We start from the raw sequence: 20838 nt of genomic DNA, 5'->3' as shown, positions 1-20838 counted from the left end.
GACCGTGTGCGAGTGGCCTGGGACTTGGCCATCAGCTGGTGGCAGCCAGCACCAGATTGTCGCGGTGCACCATCTCCGGCTCCGCAACATACCCCAGCAGCCTTTCGAACTCCGTCGAGGGCTTGCGGCACAGCATCCGCGCCTCGGCCGCCGCATAGTTGGCCAGGCCGCGGGCAATTTCAGCGCCGGAGGCGTCGCGCACGGCAATCACGTCACCACGGGAGAAGTCGCCCTCCACCGCCGTCATCCCGATGGGAAGCAGGCTCTTGCCTTCATCCCGCACCTTGGCGGCCGCCCCGGCGTCCACCACCACCGAACCCCGCAGCTGCAGGTGGTCGGCCATCCACTGCTTGCGGGCCTGCTTCTTCTGCGTCTGGGCCACGAGCAAGGTGCCCAGCGCCTCGCCCCGCACGAGGCGGACCAGTACGTCGGATTCACGCCCCCAGGCAATCACGGTGGACGCCCCCGAGCCGGCAGCCCGTTTGGCCGCCAGGATCTTGGTGATCATGCCGCCCTTGCCGATGCTGGAACCCGCGCCGCCGGCCATGGCCTCCAGCGCCGGGTCGCCCGCCTTGGCTTCGTGGACAAACTGCGCCGATGCATCACGGCGCGGATCGGCCGTGTACAGCCCCTTCTGGTCGGTCAGGATGATCAGCGCATCGGCCTCCACCAGATTGGCCACCAGGGCACCTAGCGTGTCGTTGTCGCCGAACTTGATCTCGTCGTTCACGACGGTGTCGTTCTCATTGATCACCGGCACCACGCCAAGGCGCAGCAGCGTGAGCAAGGTCGAGCGCGCGTTCAGGTAGCGCTCGCGGTCAGCCAGGTCCGCATGGGTGAGCAACACCTGCGCGCTGCCCATGCCCTGCTCGCGCAGCTTGGTTTCGTACATCTGCGCCAGTCCCATCTGTCCGACGGCGGCAGCGGCCTGCAACTCGTGGACTTCGTGCGGCCGCGTGGTCCAGCCCAGGCGCTTCATGCCTTCGGCAATGGCACCACTGGACACCATCACGACCTCGCGGGGTACGCCGCCGTCGCCACGCACCAGGGCCGCCAGCTGGCGGCTCCATTCACCAATGGCGGTTTCGTCGAGGCCACGCCCCTCATTGGTCACAAGACTGGAACCCACCTTGACCACGATGCGGCGGGCATCACGCAATACGCTGGAAACCATTTTTTTAGTGTTTTTGGCCACTAGCGCCTGTCCATCAAGCGCCGATAGCTATTAAAAATATAGCACTCAAACCAGAAAGGCTTTGCGGCGGATCAGGCCGGAGCATCTCCGGCAAAGCGGGGATCCACCTCCACCGGCTCGTTCTCCACCCGCTGCTCGGACTGCACGTGGCGGAAGATGGCATGGATCAGCGGCTCGCAGCCTTCGCGCGTGAGGGCAGAAATCTCGAAGACGGGCCCTTTCCACTTGAAGCGCTTGACGAAGTCCTTCACCCGCGTTTCCCTCTCTTCGGTGGGCACCATGTCCAGCTTGTTCAACACCAGCCAGCGCGGCTTGTTGTACAGCTGCTGGTCGTATTTCTTGAGCTCGTTCACGATGGCCTTGGCCTGGGCCACCGGATCCACCGCATCATCGAAGGGCGCCAGATCGACAATGTGCAGCAGCAGGCGGGTGCGCTGCAGGTGGCGCAGGAACTGGTGCCCGAGGCCTGCACCTTCCGAAGCGCCTTCGATCAGCCCGGGAATATCGGCCACCACAAAACTCTGCTCAGGGCCCACGCGCACGACGCCCAGGTTGGGGTGCAGCGTGGTGAACGGGTAGTCCGCGATCTTGGGGCGGGCGTTGGACACCGCCGTGATGAAGGTCGATTTGCCCGCATTGGGCATGCCCAGCAGGCCCACGTCGGCCAGCACCTTCAGTTCCAGTTTCAGGTTCTTCTTCTCGCCGGGCCAGCCCGGCGTCTTCTGGCGGGGCGCGCGGTTGATGGCGCTCTTGAAGCGCATGTTGCCAAAACCACCATCCCCGCCCTTGGCGATGGTGATGACCTCGCCCGGGTTGAGCAGCTCGTACAGCACTTCGCCTGTTTCAGCGTCGGTGATGATGGTGCCCACGGGCATCTTGAGGGTGATGTCGGTGCCAGCGGCACCGAACATGTCCGATCCCATGCCATGCTCCCCGCGCTTGGCCTCGTGGCGCCGCGAGTAGCGAAAATCCACCAGGGTGTTCAGATTCGGATCCGCCACCGCGAACACATGCCCGCCGCGCCCACCGTCGCCCCCGTTGGGACCGCCGAACTCCTTGTACTTTTCATGCCGGAAAGACACGCAGCCATTGCCACCATCGCCTGCGGCAATGTCAATAAAGGCTTCATCGACGAACTTCATGGGATATCCAGTTTACAAAAGGGCGCGGCACCGACGGCAGGTTACCCGGCAGGTCGGAGCAGCGGAACGCCTCGGAGGCGCTGTCTGCGAATGGCTTGAACGCGCCATCGTACAGACCAAACAACAAAGCCCCGGCAAAGCGGGGCTTCGATGGCTACCGGAGGAATGAACCTCAGGCAGGAGTCACATTGACCGTGGACTTGGACAACGCACCCTTGGTGCCGAACGACACGTGGCCGTCCACCAGGGCGAACAAGGTGTGATCCTTGCCCACGCCGACATTGTTGCCGGGGTGGAAACGCGTGCCGCGTTGGCGCACGATGATCGAGCCAGCGCTGATCAGTTCACCACCGAACGCCTTGACACCCAGCATCTTTGGCTTGGAGTCGCGCCCGTTTCGCGTAGAGCCGCCGCCTTTTTTCTGTGCCATGACTAGCTCCTTCGATTAAGCAGCAATCGCACCGATTTGCAGCTCAGTGAACTGCTGGCGATGGCCTTGGCGTTTTTGATAGTGCTTGCGACGGCGCATCTTGAAGATGTGCACCTTGTCGTGCTTGCCGTGGGCCACGACAGTGGCTTTCACGGTTGCGCCGGACACCAGGGGCGTACCGATCTTGAGTTCAGCGCCGTTGCCGACTGCCAAAACCTGATCGATCACAATTTCCTGGCCTACGTCCGCAGCAATCTGTTCTACTTTAATTTTTTCGCCGGAAGCAACGCGATACTGCTTGCCGCCGGTTTTTATGACCGCGTACATGTTGACCTCTTGATATGAGTTCTGCAGACGAATTTCCGCAGAGCCCAAGAGTATAGCGCATCGATCCGAGCAGCGCCAGCCCCCGCATGCCGGCCGAGCGGCGGCCTCGCGCAACGCGCCGGGGCGCCTTCAGGGCTTCCTATAATCCGGTCTCTTTCTGCGACCACCATCTTGACTGACCACACCGCCCCCGCCGCATCGCCCCTCCTGCTCGTTGCACAAGACATGCACGAGGTCGACAAGGTCATCGGTCAGCGCCTGACTTCCAGCGTTCCCCTGGTCGCGCAGATATCCCAATACATCATTGCCGCCGGCGGCAAGCGCCTGCGGCCCGCGCTTTTGCTCATGGTGTGCGGAGCCCTGGACTACCGAGGCGCGCAGCGCCACAGTCTCGCGGCCGTCGTGGAGCTGATCCACACCGCCACCCTGCTGCACGACGATGTCGTGGATGCCTCCACCCTGCGCCGCGGCCGCCCCACTGCCAACGAAACTTTCGGCAATCCTGCCAGCGTGCTCGTCGGCGATTTCCTGCACACCCGCTCCTTCCAGATGATGGTCGAGGCGGGCAGCATGCGCATCATGGAAATACTCTCGGAAGCCACCAATGTGATCGCCGAGGGGGAAGTGCTGCAGCTCATGAACATGCACGATGCATCGCTGGACGAAGCGGGCTACCTGCGTGTCATCCGGTCCAAGACCGCCAAGCTGTTTGAAGCCAGCGCCCGCCTCGGCGCGGTGCTGGCGGGCAGTCCGCCCGATGTCGAAGAGGCCTGCGCAACCTACGGGCAGGCACTGGGAACCGCCTTCCAGATCATTGACGACGTTCTCGACTACGACGGCGACGCAGTGGAAATGGGTAAAAATCTGGGAGACGATCTTCGGGAAGGCAAGTCCACCCTGCCCCTGATCGCCGCCATGGAACGCGGAACGCAGAGCCAGGCGCAGACCGTGCGCCACGCCATTGAACAGGGCTCCACCGACCAATTGGCCGAGATCGTGCAGATTGTCCGCGACACCGGCGCACTGGACATCACCCGGGCGGCGGCCTTCGGCGAGGCCCGCCGCGCCATGGCCGCGGCCGAGCAATTACCCGCCAATGCCTATTCAGCAGGTTTGCTAGAATTGGCCGCACAATTGCTTGCACGACGCAACTGAGATGCCCCATTGCATCCACTTTCGAGTGCAATCGCACACAACGGGGTGTAGCTTAGCCTGGTAGAGCGCTACGTTCGGGACGTAGAGGCCGGAGGTTCGAATCCTCTCACCCCGACCACAAGACCGCATTTTCAACAAAAGCGCCGGTTCTGTGGTGCTGTTGCCAATATCGATGGCTGTACAGCTTGTGGCTGATCGGTGATGATAGGATGGATTCTTTTCCACACCTAACACATTACCGGTTACATGGCCGCTGTTGATACTGCCCCCAAAGAAGCCTCTGCAGTGGCCCTTCCCGGATTGGGCAGGGCGTTGATGTCCGCCGGCAAGTTGACCCAAAAGTCGGCAGAGGACATTTACAAAAAATCACAAATCAGCCGCACCAGTTTTATTGCGGAATTGACGGGATCTGGTGCCGTGTCGGCTGCCGATTTGGCGCACACCGTTTCAGCCGTGTTTGGTGCGCCCTTGCTGGATCTGGAAGCGATTGATCCGCTTCGACTGCCCAAAGAGCTTCTCGACCCCAAAATATGCCAGGCGTACCGGGTCGTTGTCCTCAGCAAACGCAATAATCGCCTTATCGTCGCGACCGCCGATCCCACCGACCAGGAAGCTGCCGAGAAAATCAAATTCACGACCCAGATGGGGGTGGATTGGATTATCGCTGAATATGACAAGCTCAGCCGACTGGTAGAATCCACCACAAAATCAACCAGTGAGTCGATGGACACCCTGGTGAGCGGTGGAGGCGACTTTGATTTCGACGATGTAGCCGTAGAAGAAGCACCCGACAACAACGACGCCGGTGCCGGCGATGTGGAAGATGCGCCCATCGTCAAGTTCCTGCACAAGATGCTGCTCGACGCATTCAATATGCGGGCCTCGGACCTGCATTTTGAACCCTACGAACACCAGTACCGGGTGAGATTCCGGATCGATGGAGAACTCCGGGAAATCGCGTCCCCGCCCATCGCGATCAAGGACAAGCTCGCATCCCGCATCAAGGTGATCTCCCGCCTGGATATTTCAGAAAAGAGAGTCCCGCAAGACGGACGCATGAAATTGAAAGTGGGCCCGGACAGGGTGATCGACTTCCGTGTGAGCACCCTCCCCACCCTGTTTGGGGAAAAAATCGTTATTCGTATCCTGGACCCGAGCAGCGCCAAGCTTGGGATTGATGCGCTGGGCTACGAACCCCAGGAAAAAGAGCGGCTGCTGGAGGCCATAGGGCGCCCCTATGGAATGATTCTGGTCACGGGCCCGACGGGTTCCGGCAAGACCGTGTCGCTATATACCTGCCTGAACCTGCTAAACAAGCCGGGCGTGAACATTGCCACCGCGGAAGACCCGTCGGAAATCAACCTGCCCGGGGTCAATCAGGTCAACGTCAATGAAAAAGCGGGGTTGACTTTTGCCGTGGCCCTGAAATCCTTTCTGCGGCAGGATCCCGACATCATCATGGTCGGTGAAATTCGCGATCTGGAGACCGCAGATATTTCCATCAAGGCAGCGCAGACGGGTCACTTGGTTTTGTCGACCCTGCACACCAACGATGCCCCCACGACCCTGACTCGGATGCGCAATATGGGGATTGCCCCATTCAATATCGCGTCCAGCGTGATTCTTATTACCGCGCAACGCCTTGCGCGCAGGCTGTGCCCCGTGTGCAAGGTGCCGGCCGATATACCGCACGAATCCCTTCTCGAAGCGGGTTACAAGGATGAGGACATCGACGGAAGCTGGGTAACCTACCGTCCTGTAGGCTGCTCGGCCTGCAACAACGGCTACAAGGGCCGGGTCGGCATATATCAGGTGATGCCAATCTCGGAAGACATCCAGCGCATCATATTGCGAGACGGAAGCGCGCTTGAGATCGCCGAGCAGGCACGAGCGGAAGGTGTTCGCTCACTGCGCGAATCCGGCCTGCACAAAGCAAGATTAGGTTTCACTTCGCTGGAAGAAGTGCTTGCCGTCACCAACGAATAACGAGTTAGAGGGACCAGCATGGCAACTGCTGCATCATCACGGGATATCAAGGAATTTGTTTTCGAGTGGGAAGGCAAGGACCGGCATGGGAAAATCGTGCGCGGCGAGGTGCGCGCTTCCGGGGAAAACCAAGTGCAAGCCACCCTGCGCCGCCAGGGTGTTTTCCCGACAAAGATCAAGAAAAGGCGCATGCGGTCGGGCAAGAAGATTAAGCCCAAGGACATTGCTCTGTTCACTCGGCAGCTTGCAACCATGATGAAAGCTGGGGTACCCCTCCTCCAATCATTTGACATTGTGGGGCGAGGCAATACAAATGCAAGCGTTACCAAACTGCTCAATGACATCCGCTCTGACGTGGAAACAGGCACGTCGCTGAATGCTGCATTCCGCAAGCATCCGATGTATTTTGACAGCTTGTATTGCAATTTGGTGGAAGCGGGCGAGGCCGCGGGTATTCTGGAAGCACTGCTTGATCGACTGGCCACCTACATGGAAAAAACGGAGGCCATAAAATCAAAAATCAAATCAGCACTAATGTATCCAATATCAGTTATTATTGTTGCATTCGTTGTTGTTACTGTGATTATGATATTTGTAATTCCTGCATTCAAAGAAGTTTTTACTTCTTTTGGAGCAGATTTGCCTGCACCCACCTTGTTTGTAATGGCAATAAGTGAGATTTTTGTGAAATGGTGGTGGCTTATTTTTGGCGCAATAGGCGGTGGTTTTTTCTTCTTCATGCAAGCATGGAAAAGAAATGAAAAAATGCAGATGCTCATGGATCGAATACTGTTGAAGATTCCAATCTTCGGTGCGCTGGTGGAGAAGTCCTGTGTGGCGCGATGGACCCGAACGCTATCCACCATGTTCGCGGCTGGCGTGCCTCTGGTCGAAGCGCTCGACTCGGTGGGCGGCGCCTCGGGCAATTCCGTATATTCGATGGCCACCGAAAGAATCCAGCAGGAAGTCTCCACCGGCACGAGCCTTACCGCAGCCATGGGCAATGCCAATATTTTCCCGTCCATGGTGCTTCAGATGTGTGCCATTGGCGAGGAATCGGGCTCCATCGACCACATGCTGGGCAAGGCTGCCGATTTTTACGAAGCAGAAGTGGATGAAATGGTGGCAGGCCTGTCGAGCCTCATGGAACCCATCATCATTGTCTTCCTGGGAACGTTGATTGGCGGGATCGTGGTCTCGATGTACCTCCCCATCTTCAAGCTTGGCCAAGTCGTGTGATGGAGATGGAGATTTGGTGGAATGCGAGTTGGGGTGCGGTATTGGGGCTTCTGATCGGCAGTTTTCTCAACGTGGTCATTTACCGGCTGCCCAAGATGATGGAGCGCCGGTGGACTGAAGAGGTGCAGGCGATGCAGGCGCCGGCCGCACAAGCTGATACCAGCCCGGCGCATCCCGAGCCAGAGCGGTTCAATCTCATGGTCCCCCGCTCTCGCTGCCCGTCCTGCGGGCACTTGGTGCAGTGGTACGAGAACATTCCTGTCGTCAGCTATCTCTTTCTGCGGGGCCGCTGCTCGGCCTGCAAGGCGCGGATCTCGCTCCGATATCCTCTGATCGAGATGGCGACCGGTGCCCTGTTCTTCTTTTGCATCCAGCGCTGGGGTGTCACGGCCACGGGGATTGCATGGTGTGGTTTCTCGGCGGCCCTGGTGGCACTGGCATTCATCGACTGGGACACCACCCTCCTGCCCGACGACATCACCCTGCCGCTGCTGTGGGCCGGCCTTTTGTCGTCTGCCCTGCAGTGGATCGCAGTACCGCTGCACGCCTCGGTGTTCGGCGCCGTGGCGGGCTATCTTTCGCTTTGGCTGGTCTACTGGGGGTTCAAGCTCGCCACCGGCAAGGAAGGCATGGGGTATGGGGATTTTAAGCTGTTTGCCGCGCTGGGAGCCTGGTTCGGCTGGCAGGCCCTCGTACCCATCATTCTGATGTCCTCGGTGATCGGCGCCGTCATCGGCATCGCGATGAAAATCTTCAGCAGCCTGCGTGAAGGCGGCTACATCCCCTTCGGCCCCTTTCTTGTGGGGGCGGGATTCACGGCGATGGTGTTCGGGCCCCAAGCCATTCTGGACACGGTGCTGAAACTCCTGGGCCTTTGAACGATGAATCCACGCAAGCATCCCTTGCGTCTGGGCCTGACCGGTGGCATTGGCAGCGGCAAGAGCACGGTGGGCCATGTGCTGGCCTCCCTGGGCGCCAGCCTGATCGACGCGGACCAGATCGCCCGTGAGGTCACAGGCCCGCACGGAGCGGCCATGGAGGCCATCCGCGCGACTTTCGGCAGCGACTTCGTGGATGCCACCGGGGCGCTGGACCGGGGCCGCATGCGTGCACTGGCCTTCAGCCGGCCGGAGGCACGGGCCCAGCTCGAAGGGATCGTGCACCCGCTCGTCACCCTTCACGGCAATTTGAAGGCCGAGCAGGCGGCGCACGAGGGCCATGCGCTGATCGTGTTCGATATTCCGCTGCTGGCGGAATCCGGTCGTTGGGCCCGCAGGCTGGACGCGGTGCTGGTGGTCGATTGCTCTGCTGAAACGCAGATCGAACGCGTCATGCAGCGCAACGGCCTGACACGGGAGGTGGTGCTGGGCATCATTGCGTCGCAAGCCAGCCGCCCGGCCCGGCGGGCCGTCGCAGATGCCGTGATTGCCAACGACAGGGATTGCACGCTGGAGAACCTGCACGCGCAAACCCGGCAGGCAGCGGCGCTGTTCGGGCTATGATGCGAACGAAACCGTTTGTGCTTTCACTCCATGCCGTGCGCCACCGGCGTCAGAATACCCCCTGAGCCCCCAGGAACCCGCCAGCGTGATCCTTTACGAATATCCCTTTAACGAGCGTCTCAGAACCTATCTGCGGCTTGAGCAGTTGTTTCGCCGGTTGGGGGAATTGATACCCCGCTCCCACGCGCTCGATCATCACTTCGCGCTGGTCACGATCTTCGAGATCATGGACGTCGCAGCGCGGGCCGACCTGAAGTCGGACGTGCTCAAGGACATCGAGAAGCACAAGCACCAGCTCGACAGCTACCGGGGCAATCCCTCGATCTCCGAAGCGGCGCTGGATGCGATCATCGCCCAGCTGGACCGTTGTTTCACCGCGCTCAATACCCAGTCCGGCAAGTCGGGCCACTCGCTCACGGAAAACGACTGGCTGATGAGCATCCGCAGCCGAGTCGGCATTCCAGGGGGTACATGCGGCTTTGACCTGCCCGCCTACTACGCATGGCAGCACCATGCGCCCGCCGTGCGGCAGCAGGCGCTCGAGGAATGGGCGTCCACACTGGCCCCCCTCGCTGAATCCATCTACGTGCTGCTCAAGCTGCTGCGCGATTCCGGCGTGCCCCAGAAGGTGGCTGCCGAGCGCGGCCAGTTCCAGCAGAATCTGCCGCAGGGCCGCACGTTCCAGTTGCTGCGCCTGCGCATCGATCCCGCCCTGGACCTGATTCCCGAAATCAGCGGCAACCGCCTCATCGTCTCGGTGCGGCTCATGCGGCTGGAGGGCGATGGACGCCTGCACGCCTGCAGCGAGGACGCTGCGTTTGAACTGACCCTGTGCGCCTGAGGCTCGGCGCTGGGTCGTGATTTGAGGACGACGACGAGACATGGCCGCTCCCGCCCCCCGCCCCGATGCGGCAACCGCCGCCCGCACCGTGACCTGCCCCACCTGCGGTGGAGACAGCGTCTACAGCCCTGCCAATGCCTACCGCCCGTTCTGCAGCGAGCGCTGCAAGCAGGTTGACCTCGGTGCCTGGGCAAGCGAGGATTTCCGGATGCCCGCAGAGGCCCCGCCCACCGATGCACAGTACGGCGATCCACGCCTGCAACACTGACCCCGGCTGGCAGGCCAGCCCGCATCTTCAGGGAAATCGCCGCCCAGCGCCCGATCTGCAAGCGCAAATAGCTATTAATTCAATAGCAGTCTACGGAGGTGGCGGCGAAAACTCCGCGCCCCGCTCCTGCGCAAGCCACTGCAGAACCGGGTAGGCACCGGGCAAGACAGGCGATACCGTCAGCGGAATCTGCTGCCATTGCATGGCCTGCCCTTCGCGCATCTCGAACTGTCCCGACCATTCCCACACCTTGCACCAGTGCAGGCGCACCAGGGCATGCGGGTAGTCGTGCTCGGTGACTTTCCATACGCTGGCCGCCCCAATGGTCACGCCCAGCTCCTCGATCAATTCGCGGCGCAGTGCCTGCTCCACGGTTTCGCCCGCCTCCAGCTTGCCGCCCGGAAACTCCCAGTACCCGGCATAGGGCTTGCCCGGCGGGCGGGTGGACAACAGCATGGCGCCATCGGCGCGCAGCAGGATGCCCACCGCGACCTCCGTGTGCTTTCGGCTGGCTTGCGGGGCGGGAACCAGGGGCGTGGTTGCGGAATCAGCCACTGTGCCGTCCCGCATAGTCGCGCGCGAACTGGTAGGCCACGCGGCCGCTGCGCGAGCCGCGCTCCAGCGCCCAGACGAGTGCCTCGGGCCGCGCGGCCGTGATCGCGGCCCCGGACACCCCCAGGGAGGACAGCCATTGGGCCACGATGGTCAGGTACTCCTCCTGGCTGAAGGGGTAGAAGCTCACCCACAGGCCGAACCGCTCCGACAGCGAAATCTTCTCTTCCACCACTTCGCCGGGGTGCACTTCGCCATCCTCGGTGTGGGTGTAGGTGAGGTTTTCCGCCATGTACTCAGGCAGCAGGTGGCGCCGGTTGCTCGTCGCGTAGATCAGCACATTCGGCGTGGCCGCCGCCACCGAACCGTCGAGGATCGACTTCAGGGCCTTGTAGCCCGGCTCGCCCTCCTCAAAGCTCAGGTCGTCGCAGAACACGACGAATTTCTCTGGCCGGTCGGACACCACGTCCACGATGTCGGGCAGGTCGACAAGGTCGGCCTTGTCCACTTCGATCAGGCGCAGGCCCCGCCCCGCATAGGCATTGAGGCAGGCCTTGATGAGCGAGGACTTGCCGGTGCCGCGGGCTCCGGTCAGCAGCACGTTGTTGGCGGGCTTGCCCTGCACGAACTGCTCCGTGTTGCGCGCGATCTTCTCCTTCTGCCCGTCGATTTCCTTGAGGTCCGACAGCTGCATGCCGGCGACATGGCGCACGGGTTCCAGGGTGCCGTGGCCACTGCTGCGCTTGCGGTAGCGCCAGGCGATCGAGCCCGACCAGTCGGGCGCGCCCAGCGGCTGGGGCAGCACGGATTCAATGCGGGCGATCAGTTGCTCGGCCCGCTCGATCAGGTGTTCAAATTTTTCGTTCATTTTCGCCTTCAGCGCTTGTGAATAAAGCGCTAGCAGCTATCAAATCAGGAGTTACTCACGAACGGTAGTCCGCATTGATGGTCACGTACTCGTGGCTGAAATCACAGGTCCAGACCGTGTCGGACACGCTGCCCCGGCCCAGCAGGACACGCACGGTGATCTCGCTTTGCTTCATCACGCGCTGCCCATCCTCCTCGCGGTAGGCCGGATTGCGGCCGCCCTTGACCGCCACATGCACATCGTCCAGGTACAGGTCGATGCCGGTCTGGTCCAGATCATCAATGCCGGCATACCCCACGGCCGCGAGGATACGGCCCAGGTTCGGGTCGCTGGCATAGAACGCTGTCTTGACCAGGGGCGAGTGGGCGATGGTGTACGCCACCTTGCGGCATTCGTCACCCGTCTTGCCACCTTCTACCCGGACGGTGATGAACTTGGTGGCTCCCTCGCCGTCGCGCACGATGGCCTGGGCGAGCTTTTGCGACACCGCCAGCATGGCTGCCTTCAGGGCCTGGCCCTCGGCGCTGGCCAGGGAAGCGATGGGCGCATGCGCGGCCTTGTTGGTGGCCACCACCACGAACGAGTCGTTGGTCGATGTGTCGCCGTCGATCGTGACCCGGTTGAAAGAGCCGTCGGCCAGTTCGCGGGCCAGCTGCTGCATCACGGCCGGGGCCACACAGGCGTCCGTGGCCATGAAGCCGAGCATGGTGGCCATATTGGGCCGGATCATGCCGGCGCCCTTGCTGATGCCGGTGATGGACACCGTGGCGCCGCCGATCTGCACCTGCGCGGAGAACGCCTTGGGCAGCGTGTCGGTGGTCATGATGCCTTCCGCCGCACGGGCCCAATGGCCGGGCTGCGCGTCGGCAATCGCGGCGGGCAGGCCGGCCTCGATGCGGTCGCTGGGCAGGGGTTCCATGATCACGCCGGTGGAGAACGGCAGGATCTGCTCGGGCGCCACGCCGAGCTGGCGCGCGAGCGCGCCGCAGGTGGCCCGAGCACGCGCCAGGCCATCGGCTCCCGTGCCCGCATTGGCATTCCCGGTGTTGACCACCATCGCACGGATCGCCTGGCCGGCGGCAAGGTGGTCGCGGCTGATCTGCACCGGTGCGGCGCAAAAACGGTTCTGCGTGAACACGCCCGCCACGCTGGCGCCCTCGTCCAGCAGGAACACGGTGAGGTCCTTGCGATGGGCCTTGCGGACACCGGCTTCGGCAACACCAATGCGGACGCCGGCGATCGGGTGCAGATCGGCGGCCACGGGGGCGACAAGATTGACAGGCATGGGAGACAGGGCCTTTCTGATAAAAACTGCGGCCGATTATCCGGAAAACCGTGGCCTGCCAATGAAAACACGGGCCGAAGCCCGTGTCATGTAAATCCACAGGCCTGGTTTCAACGCCTGCACGCGGGGGCGGTGCCCCGGGGCCTCAGGCCAGCTTGCCGTGGCACTGCTTGTACTTCTTGCCGCTGCCACAAGGGCAGGGGTCGTTGCGGCCCACGCGCATGCCTTCGGGCAGGTTCAGGCCGTCGCCGGGCTGCGCGCCCGCGGTGGTCTCCACCTCCCCCGTTTCGGTGGGGGCGGTATAGGTCACGTTGGCAATGCTCTCGCCGCGGCTTTCCATGTCCTGCGCAGCCTGGTCGAGCTGGGCCTGCGACTGCACCTGCACGGTCATGAGGATCTTGGTGACCTCGTTCTTGACCTGGTCGATCAGCTGGCGGAACAGCTCGAACGCCTCCCGCTTGTACTCCTGCTTGGGCTGCTTTTGCGCGTACCCGCGCAGGTGGATGCCCTGGCGCAGGTAGTCCAGCGCGCTCAGATGGTCGCGCCAGTTGGAGTCAAAGCTCTGCAGCAGCACCATGCGCTCGAACTGGGTGAAGTTCTCGCGCCCGACCTGCTCCACCTTGCCGTCAAAGGAGGCATGGGCGGCCGCCAGAACCTTGTCCAGGATCTCGTCGTCGGTGATGGCGCTGGCACCCTGCACCTGCTGCTGCAGGGCAATGGACACCTGCCATTCGTCCACCAGCGCCTTCTCCAGCGCCGCGAGGTCCCATTGTTCTTCCACCGACTCGGCCGGCACGTACTGGCGCACCAGGTCGGTCATGCAGTCTTCGCGCATCGCGGCGATCACGTCCGACAGGTCGGATGCGTCCAGGATGTCGTTGCGCTGCTGGTAGATCACCTTGCGCTGGTCATTGGCCACGTCGTCGTATTCCAGCAATTGCTTGCGGATGTCGAAGTTGCGGGCCTCGACCTTACGCTGGGCCGATTCGATGCTGCGCGTCACGATGCCTGCCTCGATGGCCTCGCCATCGGGCATCTTCAGGCGGTCCATGATCGCCTTGACGCGGTCGCCCGCGAAGATGCGCATCAGCGAATCGTCCAGGCTCAGGTAAAAGCGCGAGGAACCGGGGTCGCCCTGGCGGCCCGAGCGGCCACGCAGCTGGTTGTCGATGCGGCGTGATTCGTGGCGCTCGGTGGCGATGATGCGCAGGCCGCCCAGTGCCTTGACCTTCTCGTGGTCGATCTTCCACTGCTCGCGCAAGGCGCTGACCTTGGCGGCGCGGTCGGCTTCGGACAGGCTTTCATCGGCTTCGATGGCCGCCACATCCTTTTCGATGTTGCCGCCCAGCACGATGTCGGTACCACGGCCCGCCATGTTGGTGGCGATGGTGATCATGCCCTCGCGGCCGGCCTGGGCCACGATGTCCGCCTCTCGGGCGTGCTGCTTGGCGTTGAGCACCTGGTGCGGCAGGCCTTCCTTGTTCAGGAGCTGGTCGATGATCTCGGAGTTCTCGATCGACGTGGTGCCCACCAGCACCGGCTGGCCGCGCTCATGGCATTCGCGGATGTCCTTGATGGCCGCTTCGTACTTCTCGCGCGTGGTCTTGTACACGCGGTCGAGCTGGTCGTCCCGGCGGCTCGGGCGGTTCGGCGGGATCACGGTCGTTTCCAGGCCGTAGATCTCCTGGAACTCGTAGGCCTCGGTGTCGGCCGTGCCGGTCATGCCCGCGAGCTTGTTGTACAGGCGGAAGTAGTTCTGGAACGTGATGGAGGCCAGCGTCTGGTTCTCGGCCTGGATGTTCACGCCTTCCTTGGCCTCGACGGCCTGGTGCAGGCCTTCGCTCCAGCGGCGGCCCGACATCAGGCGGCCGGTGAACTCATCCACGATCACGATCTCGCCGTTCTGCACCACGTAGTGCTGGTCGCGGTGGTACAGGTGGTTGGCCCGGAGCGCCGCATACAGGTGGTGCATCAGCGTGATGTTGGCCGGGTCGTACACCGAGGCGCCCTCGGCGATCAGGCCGTGGCTGGCCAGGATGCGCTCGGCGCTCTCGTGACCCTGCTCGGTCAGGAACACCTGGTGGGTCTTTTCGTCCAGCGTGAAGTCGCCCGGCTTGGTCACGCCCTCGCCCGTGCGCGGATCGGCTTCGCCTTCCTGGCGCACCAGCAGCGGCACCACCTTGTTCATGGCGATATACATGGCCGTGTGGTCTTCGGCCTGGCCACTGATGATCAGGGGCGTGCGCGCCTCGTCGATCAGGATCGAGTCCACCTCGTCGACGATGGCGAAGTTCAGGCCCTGCTGCACGCGGTCCTGTGCTTCATAGACCATGTTGTCGCGCAGGTAGTCAAAGCCGTATTCGTTGTTCGTGCCGTAGGTGATGTCGGCGCGGTAGGCTTCCTGCTTTTGCTCGCGCGGCATGTTGGGCAGGTTGATGCCCACCGTGAGGCCCAGGAAGTTGTACAGCCGGCCCATCCATTGCGCGTCGCGGTTGGCCAGGTAGTCGTTCACGGTCACCACATGCACGCCCTTGCCCGACAAGGCATTGAGGTACACCGGCAAGGTCGCGGTGAGGGTCTTGCCCTCACCCGTGCGCATTTCGGAAATCTTGCCAAAGTGCAGCGCCATGCCGCCCAGCAATTGCACATCGAAGTGGCGCATCTTCATGATGCGCTTGGAGCCCTCGCGGACCACCGCGAAAGCCTCCGGGAGGATATCGTCCAGCGACTCGCCCTTGGCTACACGGTCCTTGAACTCCTGCGTCTTGGCGCGAAGCTGCTCGTCCGACAGCTTTTCGTAGTCGGGCTCCATCGCATTGATGCGGGTCACCGTCTTGCGGTACTGCTTGAGGAGCCGGTCATTGCGGCTGCCGAATAGTTTGGTGAGGAAGTTGGTGGCCATGCGAACAGGACCGCTTGCCCGCTGCAATCAGCGCGCCAAGCGACCGAAATCCCTAAGATGAATTGAGTTCAGGTGGGTCCATCGCCATGGATTGCAAGCTCCTTGCAATCCCGGGCCTGAACACCGGACCCGCGATTTTACCTGCCCGCTGCGGGCACGGCCGGCTGGCCGGGCGATGCGCGGGGCTGGACCGCCGCAACCTGCGCCGCGGGGCCCGCGCCGCCCGCGCTCAGAAACTTCTGCGGGTCCTGGAAAACACCCTGCACCAGCACCTCGAAATGCAGATGGGGGCCCGTGGAACGCCCCGTGGTCCCCACCTCCGCGATCTTCTGGCCACGGCGCACGATGTCCCCCTGCTTGACCAGGGTGCGCGATGCGTGGGCGTAGCGCGTGACCAGCTGGTTGCCGTGGTCCACCTCGATCATGTTGCCGTAGGCGGGGTGGTATTCCTGCGTCACCACCACGCCACCGGCAGCGGCCAGGATGGGCGTACCCGTATCGGCCTGGAAGTCGAGCCCCGTGTGCAGCGCCGACTGGCCCGTGATCGGGTCCACCCGCCAGCCAAAGGACGAGCCGGGCACGCGGCCGGTCACCGGCGCATGAGTGGGAATCATCTTCTTTCGGATGTGCTGGTCGAATAGGCGCGATTCGAGCACCGTCATCAGGTCCACCCGCTGGTTGGTCAGGCGCTCCAGCTCATCGAGCGTGGACTGCAGCTCCTCCATCGACAGATTGCGCGCGCTCACGAGCACGCCCCCCCGGGCATCCGATTTCTGGATATCGGAGGGCGCCATGCCCGCCAGGCCCAGGACGCGGTCGCCCAGCGATTCCAGCTGCACCATGCGGGCCTGCATCTCGCCGACGCGGCGGGCCATCGCATCCAGGTTGGCGCGCATGAACCGGTCCCGCTCGGCAAACTCGTCCTTCACGACCAGCCGGACCAGCGAACCCACGATCGGCCAGCCTTCGCGCGCGCCCTTGAGGAAAACCCAGTGGTAGAGCGTCGCAGCCACCAGCATGAGGCACAGCGACACCGCCAGCCCGGCCAGCAGCAGGCGCGTGCCCGACAGGTGAATGGCCCGGCTGCGCGCCAGCCTGGCGTCCGTGATAATCAGATGCACTACGAATTCTCCACGCCCGAAGACGCACACCATGAACCGCCGCCACTACGCCATCAGCCTGCAGCAGGCCAGCGAGGACTCTCCCACGCTGGCCAAGCTCACAGCGCTGACACGCGATTCCAGTGATCGGCTCAAGGCCATTGAAATGCTGATTCCTGCGGCGCTGCGTCCCACGGTCCAGGCGGGGCCCATCGATGGGGACTCCTGGTGCCTGCTCGTCAAGAGCAATGCCGCAGCGGCAAAAATACGCCAACTGCTGCCTGCTCTGCAGGCGCATTTGCGCAGCCGGGGGTGGGAGGTTAACGCGATTCGCCTGAAAGTTCAAACCTGACGGCCTGCGCCAGGATCGGGGAATGCGTGGGAGACACCAGGGACATGGTGCCGGTTGTCGGAATCGAACTGACGACCTACCGCTTACAAGGCGGGTGCTCTACCAACTGAGCTAAACCGGCGAAGGCTGCATTTTATAGTGGAAAAAGCAGCCTCAAAAAAATGCTGGGGCCGTTATTTGACCCGCTTGAGAGAAGGCCGGGCACCACCCGCTGCCGGGGGAGGCCGCGGCGCGTCGCCGCCGTCGCCGTCCTTCTTGCCATCGTCGGAGGGCACCAGTTGGACCACGCGGTCCTCGGGAGCAGGCACAGCCCCGGCCGCCACCACATCCTGCGCCGATGGCAATGCCTCCGGCAGCGCTGGCGCCGCCGGGCCCGCACCGCTGCTGCCAGCGAGCACATCCACCGGGGGAGGAAACGCCATGCCCTGGCCGTTTTCACGGGCATAGATGGCGATGACCCGGCCCACGGGCACCAGGATCTCGCGCGGCTTGCCGCCGAAGCGGGCCTTGAACTCGATGAAATCGTTGCCCAGCTGCAAGGCGCTCGTCGCGTCAAAGCTGATGTTCAGGACGATCTCGCCATCCTTCACGTACTCGCGCGGCACTTGCACGGAATCGTCCACGCGCACGGCCACATAGGGCGTGAGCCCGTTGTCGGTGCACCACTCGTACAGGGCACGAATGAGGTACGGGCGCGTGGAGGTGGATTCCTGTGCGGTCATGAAGATGGGTGGCTGCTGCGGTAGATGAAGAGAAATTGGGCAGGCCGCAGATTACTTGCGCATGACCTTTTCGGACGGCGTCAGCGCTTCGATGTAGGCAGGGCGCGAGAAGATGCGCTCGGCGTACTTGAGCAGCGGCGCCGCGTTCTTGGACAGGTCGATGCCGTAGTAGTCCAGGCGCCACAGCAACGGGGCAATCGCCACGTCCAGCATGGAGAAGTTGTCGCCCAGCATGTACTTGTTCTTGAGGAACACGGGGGCCAGCTGCGTGAGACGGTCGCGGATGTGGGCGCGCGCCTTTTCCAGCGCCTTTTCGTTGCCCTTGGTGGCGCGCGACTCCAGGATGTTCACGTGCACGAACAGTTCCTTCTCGAAGTTGAGCAGGAACAGGCGCACGCGGGCGCGGTCGACCGGGTCGCCGGGCATCAGCTGGGGGTGCGGGAAGCGCTCGTCGATGTACTCATTGATGATGTTCGACTCGTACAGGATCAGGTCGCGCTCGACCAGGATGGGCACCTGGCCGTACGGGTTCATCACGCTGATGTCTTCGGGCTTGTTGTACAGGTCCACATCGCGGATTTCAAAGTCCATGCCTTTTTCGAACAGGACGAAGCGGCAGCGGTGGGAGAAGGGACAGGTCGTACCCGAATAAAGCACCATCATGGTGGGAGGCTCCTAAAAATCAAAAGAGTGGGACGCCAAAAGCGCCCACTCTGCAAACAATCCGGCGGCACCCCGAAGGGCGCCTTCTCATGGATCTACGGCTCGTGCTGCTTACTTCACATCCTTCCAGAAGGCTGCGTTCAGCCTCCAGGCGATGATGGTGAAGAAACCGAGGAAGATCAGCACCCACACCCCCACGCGCACGCGGGTGTTCTGGGCGGGCTCACCCATCCACTGCAGGTAGTTCACGAGGTCGCCCACGGTCTGGTCGAACTGCAGCGGGGTCATCGTGCCTGGCTTGACCTGCTCCCAGCCCTTGAACACCTGGGTCTTGTGGCCATGGCTCTCGTGCTCTTCGAACACGGGGCGGCGGTCGCCCTGCATTTCCCACAGCACATGGGGCATGCCCACGCTCGGGAAAGCCAGGTTGTTCCAGCCGGTGGCCTTGGTGTCGTCGCGGTAGAACGTGCGCAGGAAGGTGTAGAGGTAGTCGGCACCCGTGCCGCCGTGGCCGGCGCGCGAACGCGCGATCACGGTCAGGTCCGGCGGGTTGGCGCCGAACCATTCCTTGGCCTGCTTGGGATCGATGGACGCCTTCATGGTCTCGCCGACCTTGTCGGTCGTGAACAGCAGGTTGTCCTTGATCTGCTGCTCGGTCAGGCCGATGTCGCGCAGGCGGTTGAAGCGCATGAAGGCAGCCGAATGGCAGCTCAGGCAGTAGTTGACGAATACCTTGGCGCCGTTTTGCAGGGAGGCCAGGTCGTTGGTCTTGTTGGGCGCCTTGTCCCAGGCGATGGTGTCACCACCCGAGGCGTGGGCGGCACCGGCCGCCAAGCCCACCGCGGCGATCAGCGTGAGGATGAGTTTCTTCATTGTTGTTGTCTCCAGGCTCAGTGCGCCACAAAGGTCACGCGGTCGGGCACTGCCTTGGCCTCGCCAATGCGGCTCCACCAGGGCATCAGCAGGAAGAAGCCGAAGTAGAACAGCGTGCCCACTTGCGATACGCGTTCGCCGATGGGAGACGGGGGCTGCACGCCCAGGTAGCCCAGGATCAGGAAGATGATCACGAAGACGCCATACAGGTACTTGTGCCAGTCCGGACGGTAGCGGATCGACTTGACCGGGCTGTGGTCCAGCCAGGGCAGGAAGAACAGGATGACCACGGCACCGCCCATCACCACCACGCCCCAGAACTTGGCGTCGATGGACAGCATCATCGCGATCACGACCACAGCCGCACCCGCGATGCCCACCTTGATGAAGCTGGGCAGCTTCGCCTTGAGCACGCCAAAGCCCGCACCGGCCACCACGCACAGGACCAGCACGTACATCATTTCGGTGGTGATGGCACGCAGCATCGAATAGAACGGCGTGAAGTACCAGACCGGCGCGATGTGCGCGGGCGTCTTGAGCGGATCCGCGGGGATGAAGTTGTTGTACTCGAGGAAGTAGCCGCCGAACTCGGGCGCGAAGAACACCACCGCCGTGAAGGCCATCAGGAACATGGACAAGGCAAAGATGTCATGCACCGTGTAGTAGGGATGGAAAGGCACGCCGTCGAGCGGCTTGCCATTGGCATCCTTGGGCGCCTTGGGGCCCTTGATTTCCACGCCGTCGGGATTGTTGGAACCCACATCGTGCAGCGCCAGCAAGTGCGCCACCACCAGGCCGAGCAGCACCAGCGGCACGGCGATCACGTGGAAGCTGAAGAAGCGGTTCAGCGTGGCGTCGCCCACCACGTAGTCGCCACGAATCAGCAGCGCGAGGTCAGGACCGATGAAAGGGATGGCCGCGAACAGGTTCACGATCACCTGGGCGCCCCAGTACGACATCTGGCCCCAGGGCAGCAGGTAGCCCATGAAGGCTTCCGCCATCAGGCACAGGAAGATGGCGCAGCCGAAGATCCAGACCAGCTCGCGCGGCTTGCGGTAGCTGCCGTAGATGAGGCCACGGAACATGTGCAGGTACACCACCACGAAGAACGCCGACGCGCCCGTGGAGTGCATGTAGCGGATCAGCCAGCCCCAGGGCACGTCGCGCATGATGTACTCGACCGACGCGAACGCCAGGCTGGCATCGGGCTTGTAGTGCATGACCAGGAAGATGCCGGTCACGATCTGGATCACCAGCACGACCAGCGCCAGCGAGCCGAAGATGTACCAGAAGTTGAAGTTCTTCGGAGCGTAGTACTCCGACATGTGCACCTTGTAGGCGTCGAAAGCGGTCGGGAAGCGGTTCTCGAACCAGTTCGTGACCTTGGCGCCCGCCGAGGCGTTGGGAGAGATTTCCTTGAATTCAGCCATGTCGTC

21 protein-coding genes and 2 tRNA genes are annotated in these 20838 nt (G+C 62.6%); 9 read left to right on the top strand and 14 right to left on the bottom strand.

The features are described from left to right. Positions 1–31: 31 nt before the first annotated feature. The 4 genes from proB to rplU all read right to left on the bottom strand — a co-directional run bounded on the left by proB (position 32) and on the right by rplU (position 3094). Positions 32–1174 carry a glutamate 5-kinase gene (gene proB, locus AC3RCE_RS05695; RefSeq protein WP_218293476.1) on the bottom strand — a complete coding sequence of 381 codons (1143 nt, stop codon included), beginning with the start codon at positions 1172–1174 and terminating at the stop codon, positions 32–34. A gap of 92 nt (positions 1175–1266) precedes the next feature. Further along, positions 1267–2337, bottom strand: a complete 1071-nt coding sequence (gene cgtA / locus AC3RCE_RS05690) for an Obg family GTPase CgtA (protein WP_218293475.1) — start codon at positions 2335–2337, stop codon at positions 1267–1269. Positions 2338–2509: 172 nt separating this feature from the next. After that, the gene (rpmA, locus tag AC3RCE_RS05685; protein WP_008905145.1) at positions 2510–2767 is read right to left on the bottom strand and encodes a 50S ribosomal protein L27; all 258 of its coding nucleotides are present in this window, start codon (positions 2765–2767) and stop codon (positions 2510–2512) included. A 15-nt stretch (positions 2768–2782) separates the two neighbouring features. After that, positions 2783–3094, bottom strand: coding sequence for a 50S ribosomal protein L21 (gene rplU / locus AC3RCE_RS05680; protein WP_010462012.1), 312 nt, complete (start codon positions 3092–3094; stop codon positions 2783–2785). A 225-nt stretch (positions 3095–3319) separates the two neighbouring features. Between rplU and AC3RCE_RS05675 the strand changes: the two genes are divergently transcribed. The 8 genes from AC3RCE_RS05675 (at position 3320) to AC3RCE_RS05640 (ending at position 10085) form a co-directional block, all read left to right on the top strand. Further along, positions 3320–4249: a polyprenyl synthetase family protein gene (locus AC3RCE_RS05675; RefSeq protein ID WP_218294407.1), complete on the top strand. Its 930-nt coding sequence runs from the start codon at positions 3320–3322 to the stop codon at positions 4247–4249. Positions 4250–4290: 41 nt separating this feature from the next. Then, positions 4291–4367: transfer RNA gene (locus AC3RCE_RS05670), tRNA-Pro, on the top strand. Between the two features lie 128 nt (positions 4368–4495). Continuing rightward, positions 4496–6235 carry a type IV-A pilus assembly ATPase PilB gene (pilB, locus tag AC3RCE_RS05665; protein ID WP_218293474.1) on the top strand — a complete coding sequence of 580 codons (1740 nt, stop codon included), beginning with the start codon at positions 4496–4498 and terminating at the stop codon, positions 6233–6235. An 18-nt stretch (positions 6236–6253) separates the two neighbouring features. Next, on the top strand, positions 6254–7474 hold the full coding sequence (locus AC3RCE_RS05660) for a type II secretion system F family protein (RefSeq protein ID WP_218293473.1): 1221 nt from the start codon (positions 6254–6256) through the stop codon (positions 7472–7474). Then, a complete protein-coding gene (locus AC3RCE_RS05655) occupies positions 7474–8352 on the top strand; it encodes a prepilin peptidase (protein ID WP_218293472.1) in 879 nt (292 codons plus the stop codon). The genes AC3RCE_RS05660 and AC3RCE_RS05655 overlap by 1 nt, the downstream gene beginning before the upstream one ends. Positions 8353–8355: 3 nt before the next feature. After that, positions 8356–8976, top strand: coding sequence for a dephospho-CoA kinase (gene coaE, locus AC3RCE_RS05650; protein ID WP_492254696.1), 621 nt, complete (start codon positions 8356–8358; stop codon positions 8974–8976). An 85-nt stretch (positions 8977–9061) separates the two neighbouring features. Continuing rightward, positions 9062–9817: a cell division protein ZapD gene (gene zapD / locus AC3RCE_RS05645; RefSeq protein ID WP_218340321.1), complete on the top strand. Its 756-nt coding sequence runs from the start codon at positions 9062–9064 to the stop codon at positions 9815–9817. Positions 9818–9857: 40 nt separating this feature from the next. Then, positions 9858–10085, top strand: a complete 228-nt coding sequence (locus AC3RCE_RS05640; protein ID WP_218293469.1) for a DNA gyrase inhibitor YacG — start codon at positions 9858–9860, stop codon at positions 10083–10085. A 90-nt stretch (positions 10086–10175) separates the two neighbouring features. Here the strand turns inward: AC3RCE_RS05640 and AC3RCE_RS05635 are convergent, their stop codons facing one another. From AC3RCE_RS05635 to AC3RCE_RS05615, 5 genes are all read right to left on the bottom strand, one after another. Continuing rightward, a complete protein-coding gene (locus AC3RCE_RS05635) occupies positions 10176–10655 on the bottom strand; it encodes an NUDIX domain-containing protein (protein ID WP_492254695.1) in 480 nt (159 codons plus the stop codon). Continuing rightward, a complete protein-coding gene (locus AC3RCE_RS05630) occupies positions 10633–11505 on the bottom strand; it encodes an ATP-binding protein (RefSeq protein WP_492244179.1) in 873 nt (290 codons plus the stop codon). The genes AC3RCE_RS05635 and AC3RCE_RS05630 overlap by 23 nt, the downstream gene beginning before the upstream one ends. Before the next feature lie 55 nt (positions 11506–11560). Beyond that, complete coding sequence (gene argJ / locus AC3RCE_RS05625) at positions 11561–12790, bottom strand: bifunctional glutamate N-acetyltransferase/amino-acid acetyltransferase ArgJ (protein WP_492254694.1); 1230 nt, start codon at positions 12788–12790, stop codon at positions 11561–11563. A 145-nt stretch (positions 12791–12935) separates the two neighbouring features. After that, on the bottom strand, positions 12936–15692 hold the full coding sequence (gene secA, locus AC3RCE_RS05620; protein WP_218340323.1) for a preprotein translocase subunit SecA: 2757 nt from the start codon (positions 15690–15692) through the stop codon (positions 12936–12938). Positions 15693–15829: 137 nt separating this feature from the next. Continuing rightward, positions 15830–16813, bottom strand: a complete 984-nt coding sequence (locus AC3RCE_RS05615; RefSeq protein ID WP_370627804.1) for a M23 family metallopeptidase — start codon at positions 16811–16813, stop codon at positions 15830–15832. 31 nt (positions 16814–16844) lie between these two features. Here AC3RCE_RS05615 and AC3RCE_RS05610 point away from each other — a divergent pair, with 31 nt between their 5' ends. Further along, positions 16845–17144, top strand: coding sequence for a hypothetical protein (locus AC3RCE_RS05610; RefSeq protein WP_492244181.1), 300 nt, complete (start codon positions 16845–16847; stop codon positions 17142–17144). A 45-nt stretch (positions 17145–17189) separates the two neighbouring features. Here the strand turns inward: AC3RCE_RS05610 and AC3RCE_RS05605 are convergent. The 5 genes from AC3RCE_RS05605 to AC3RCE_RS05585 form a co-directional block, all read right to left on the bottom strand. Then, positions 17190–17265: transfer RNA gene (locus AC3RCE_RS05605), tRNA-Thr, on the bottom strand. A gap of 52 nt (positions 17266–17317) precedes the next feature. Next, positions 17318–17866, bottom strand: coding sequence for a ClpXP protease specificity-enhancing factor (locus AC3RCE_RS05600; protein ID WP_218340325.1), 549 nt, complete (start codon positions 17864–17866; stop codon positions 17318–17320). 51 nt (positions 17867–17917) lie between these two features. Beyond that, the gene (locus AC3RCE_RS05595; RefSeq protein ID WP_007854512.1) at positions 17918–18529 is read right to left on the bottom strand and encodes a glutathione S-transferase N-terminal domain-containing protein; all 612 of its coding nucleotides are present in this window, start codon (positions 18527–18529) and stop codon (positions 17918–17920) included. Positions 18530–18640: 111 nt separating this feature from the next. Then, positions 18641–19402 carry a cytochrome c1 gene (locus AC3RCE_RS05590; protein ID WP_218293462.1) on the bottom strand — a complete coding sequence of 254 codons (762 nt, stop codon included), beginning with the start codon at positions 19400–19402 and terminating at the stop codon, positions 18641–18643. Between the two features lie 17 nt (positions 19403–19419). Next, complete coding sequence (locus AC3RCE_RS05585) at positions 19420–20832, bottom strand: cytochrome b (protein WP_218293461.1); 1413 nt, start codon at positions 20830–20832, stop codon at positions 19420–19422. Between the last annotated feature and the right edge of the window lie 6 nt (positions 20833–20838).

It is taken from the genome of Acidovorax sp. GW823-FHT05D11, from assembly GCF_058795695.1.
Note: the sequence above shows the minus strand (reverse complement) of the source record. Positions and strands in the feature narration are given on the sequence as shown.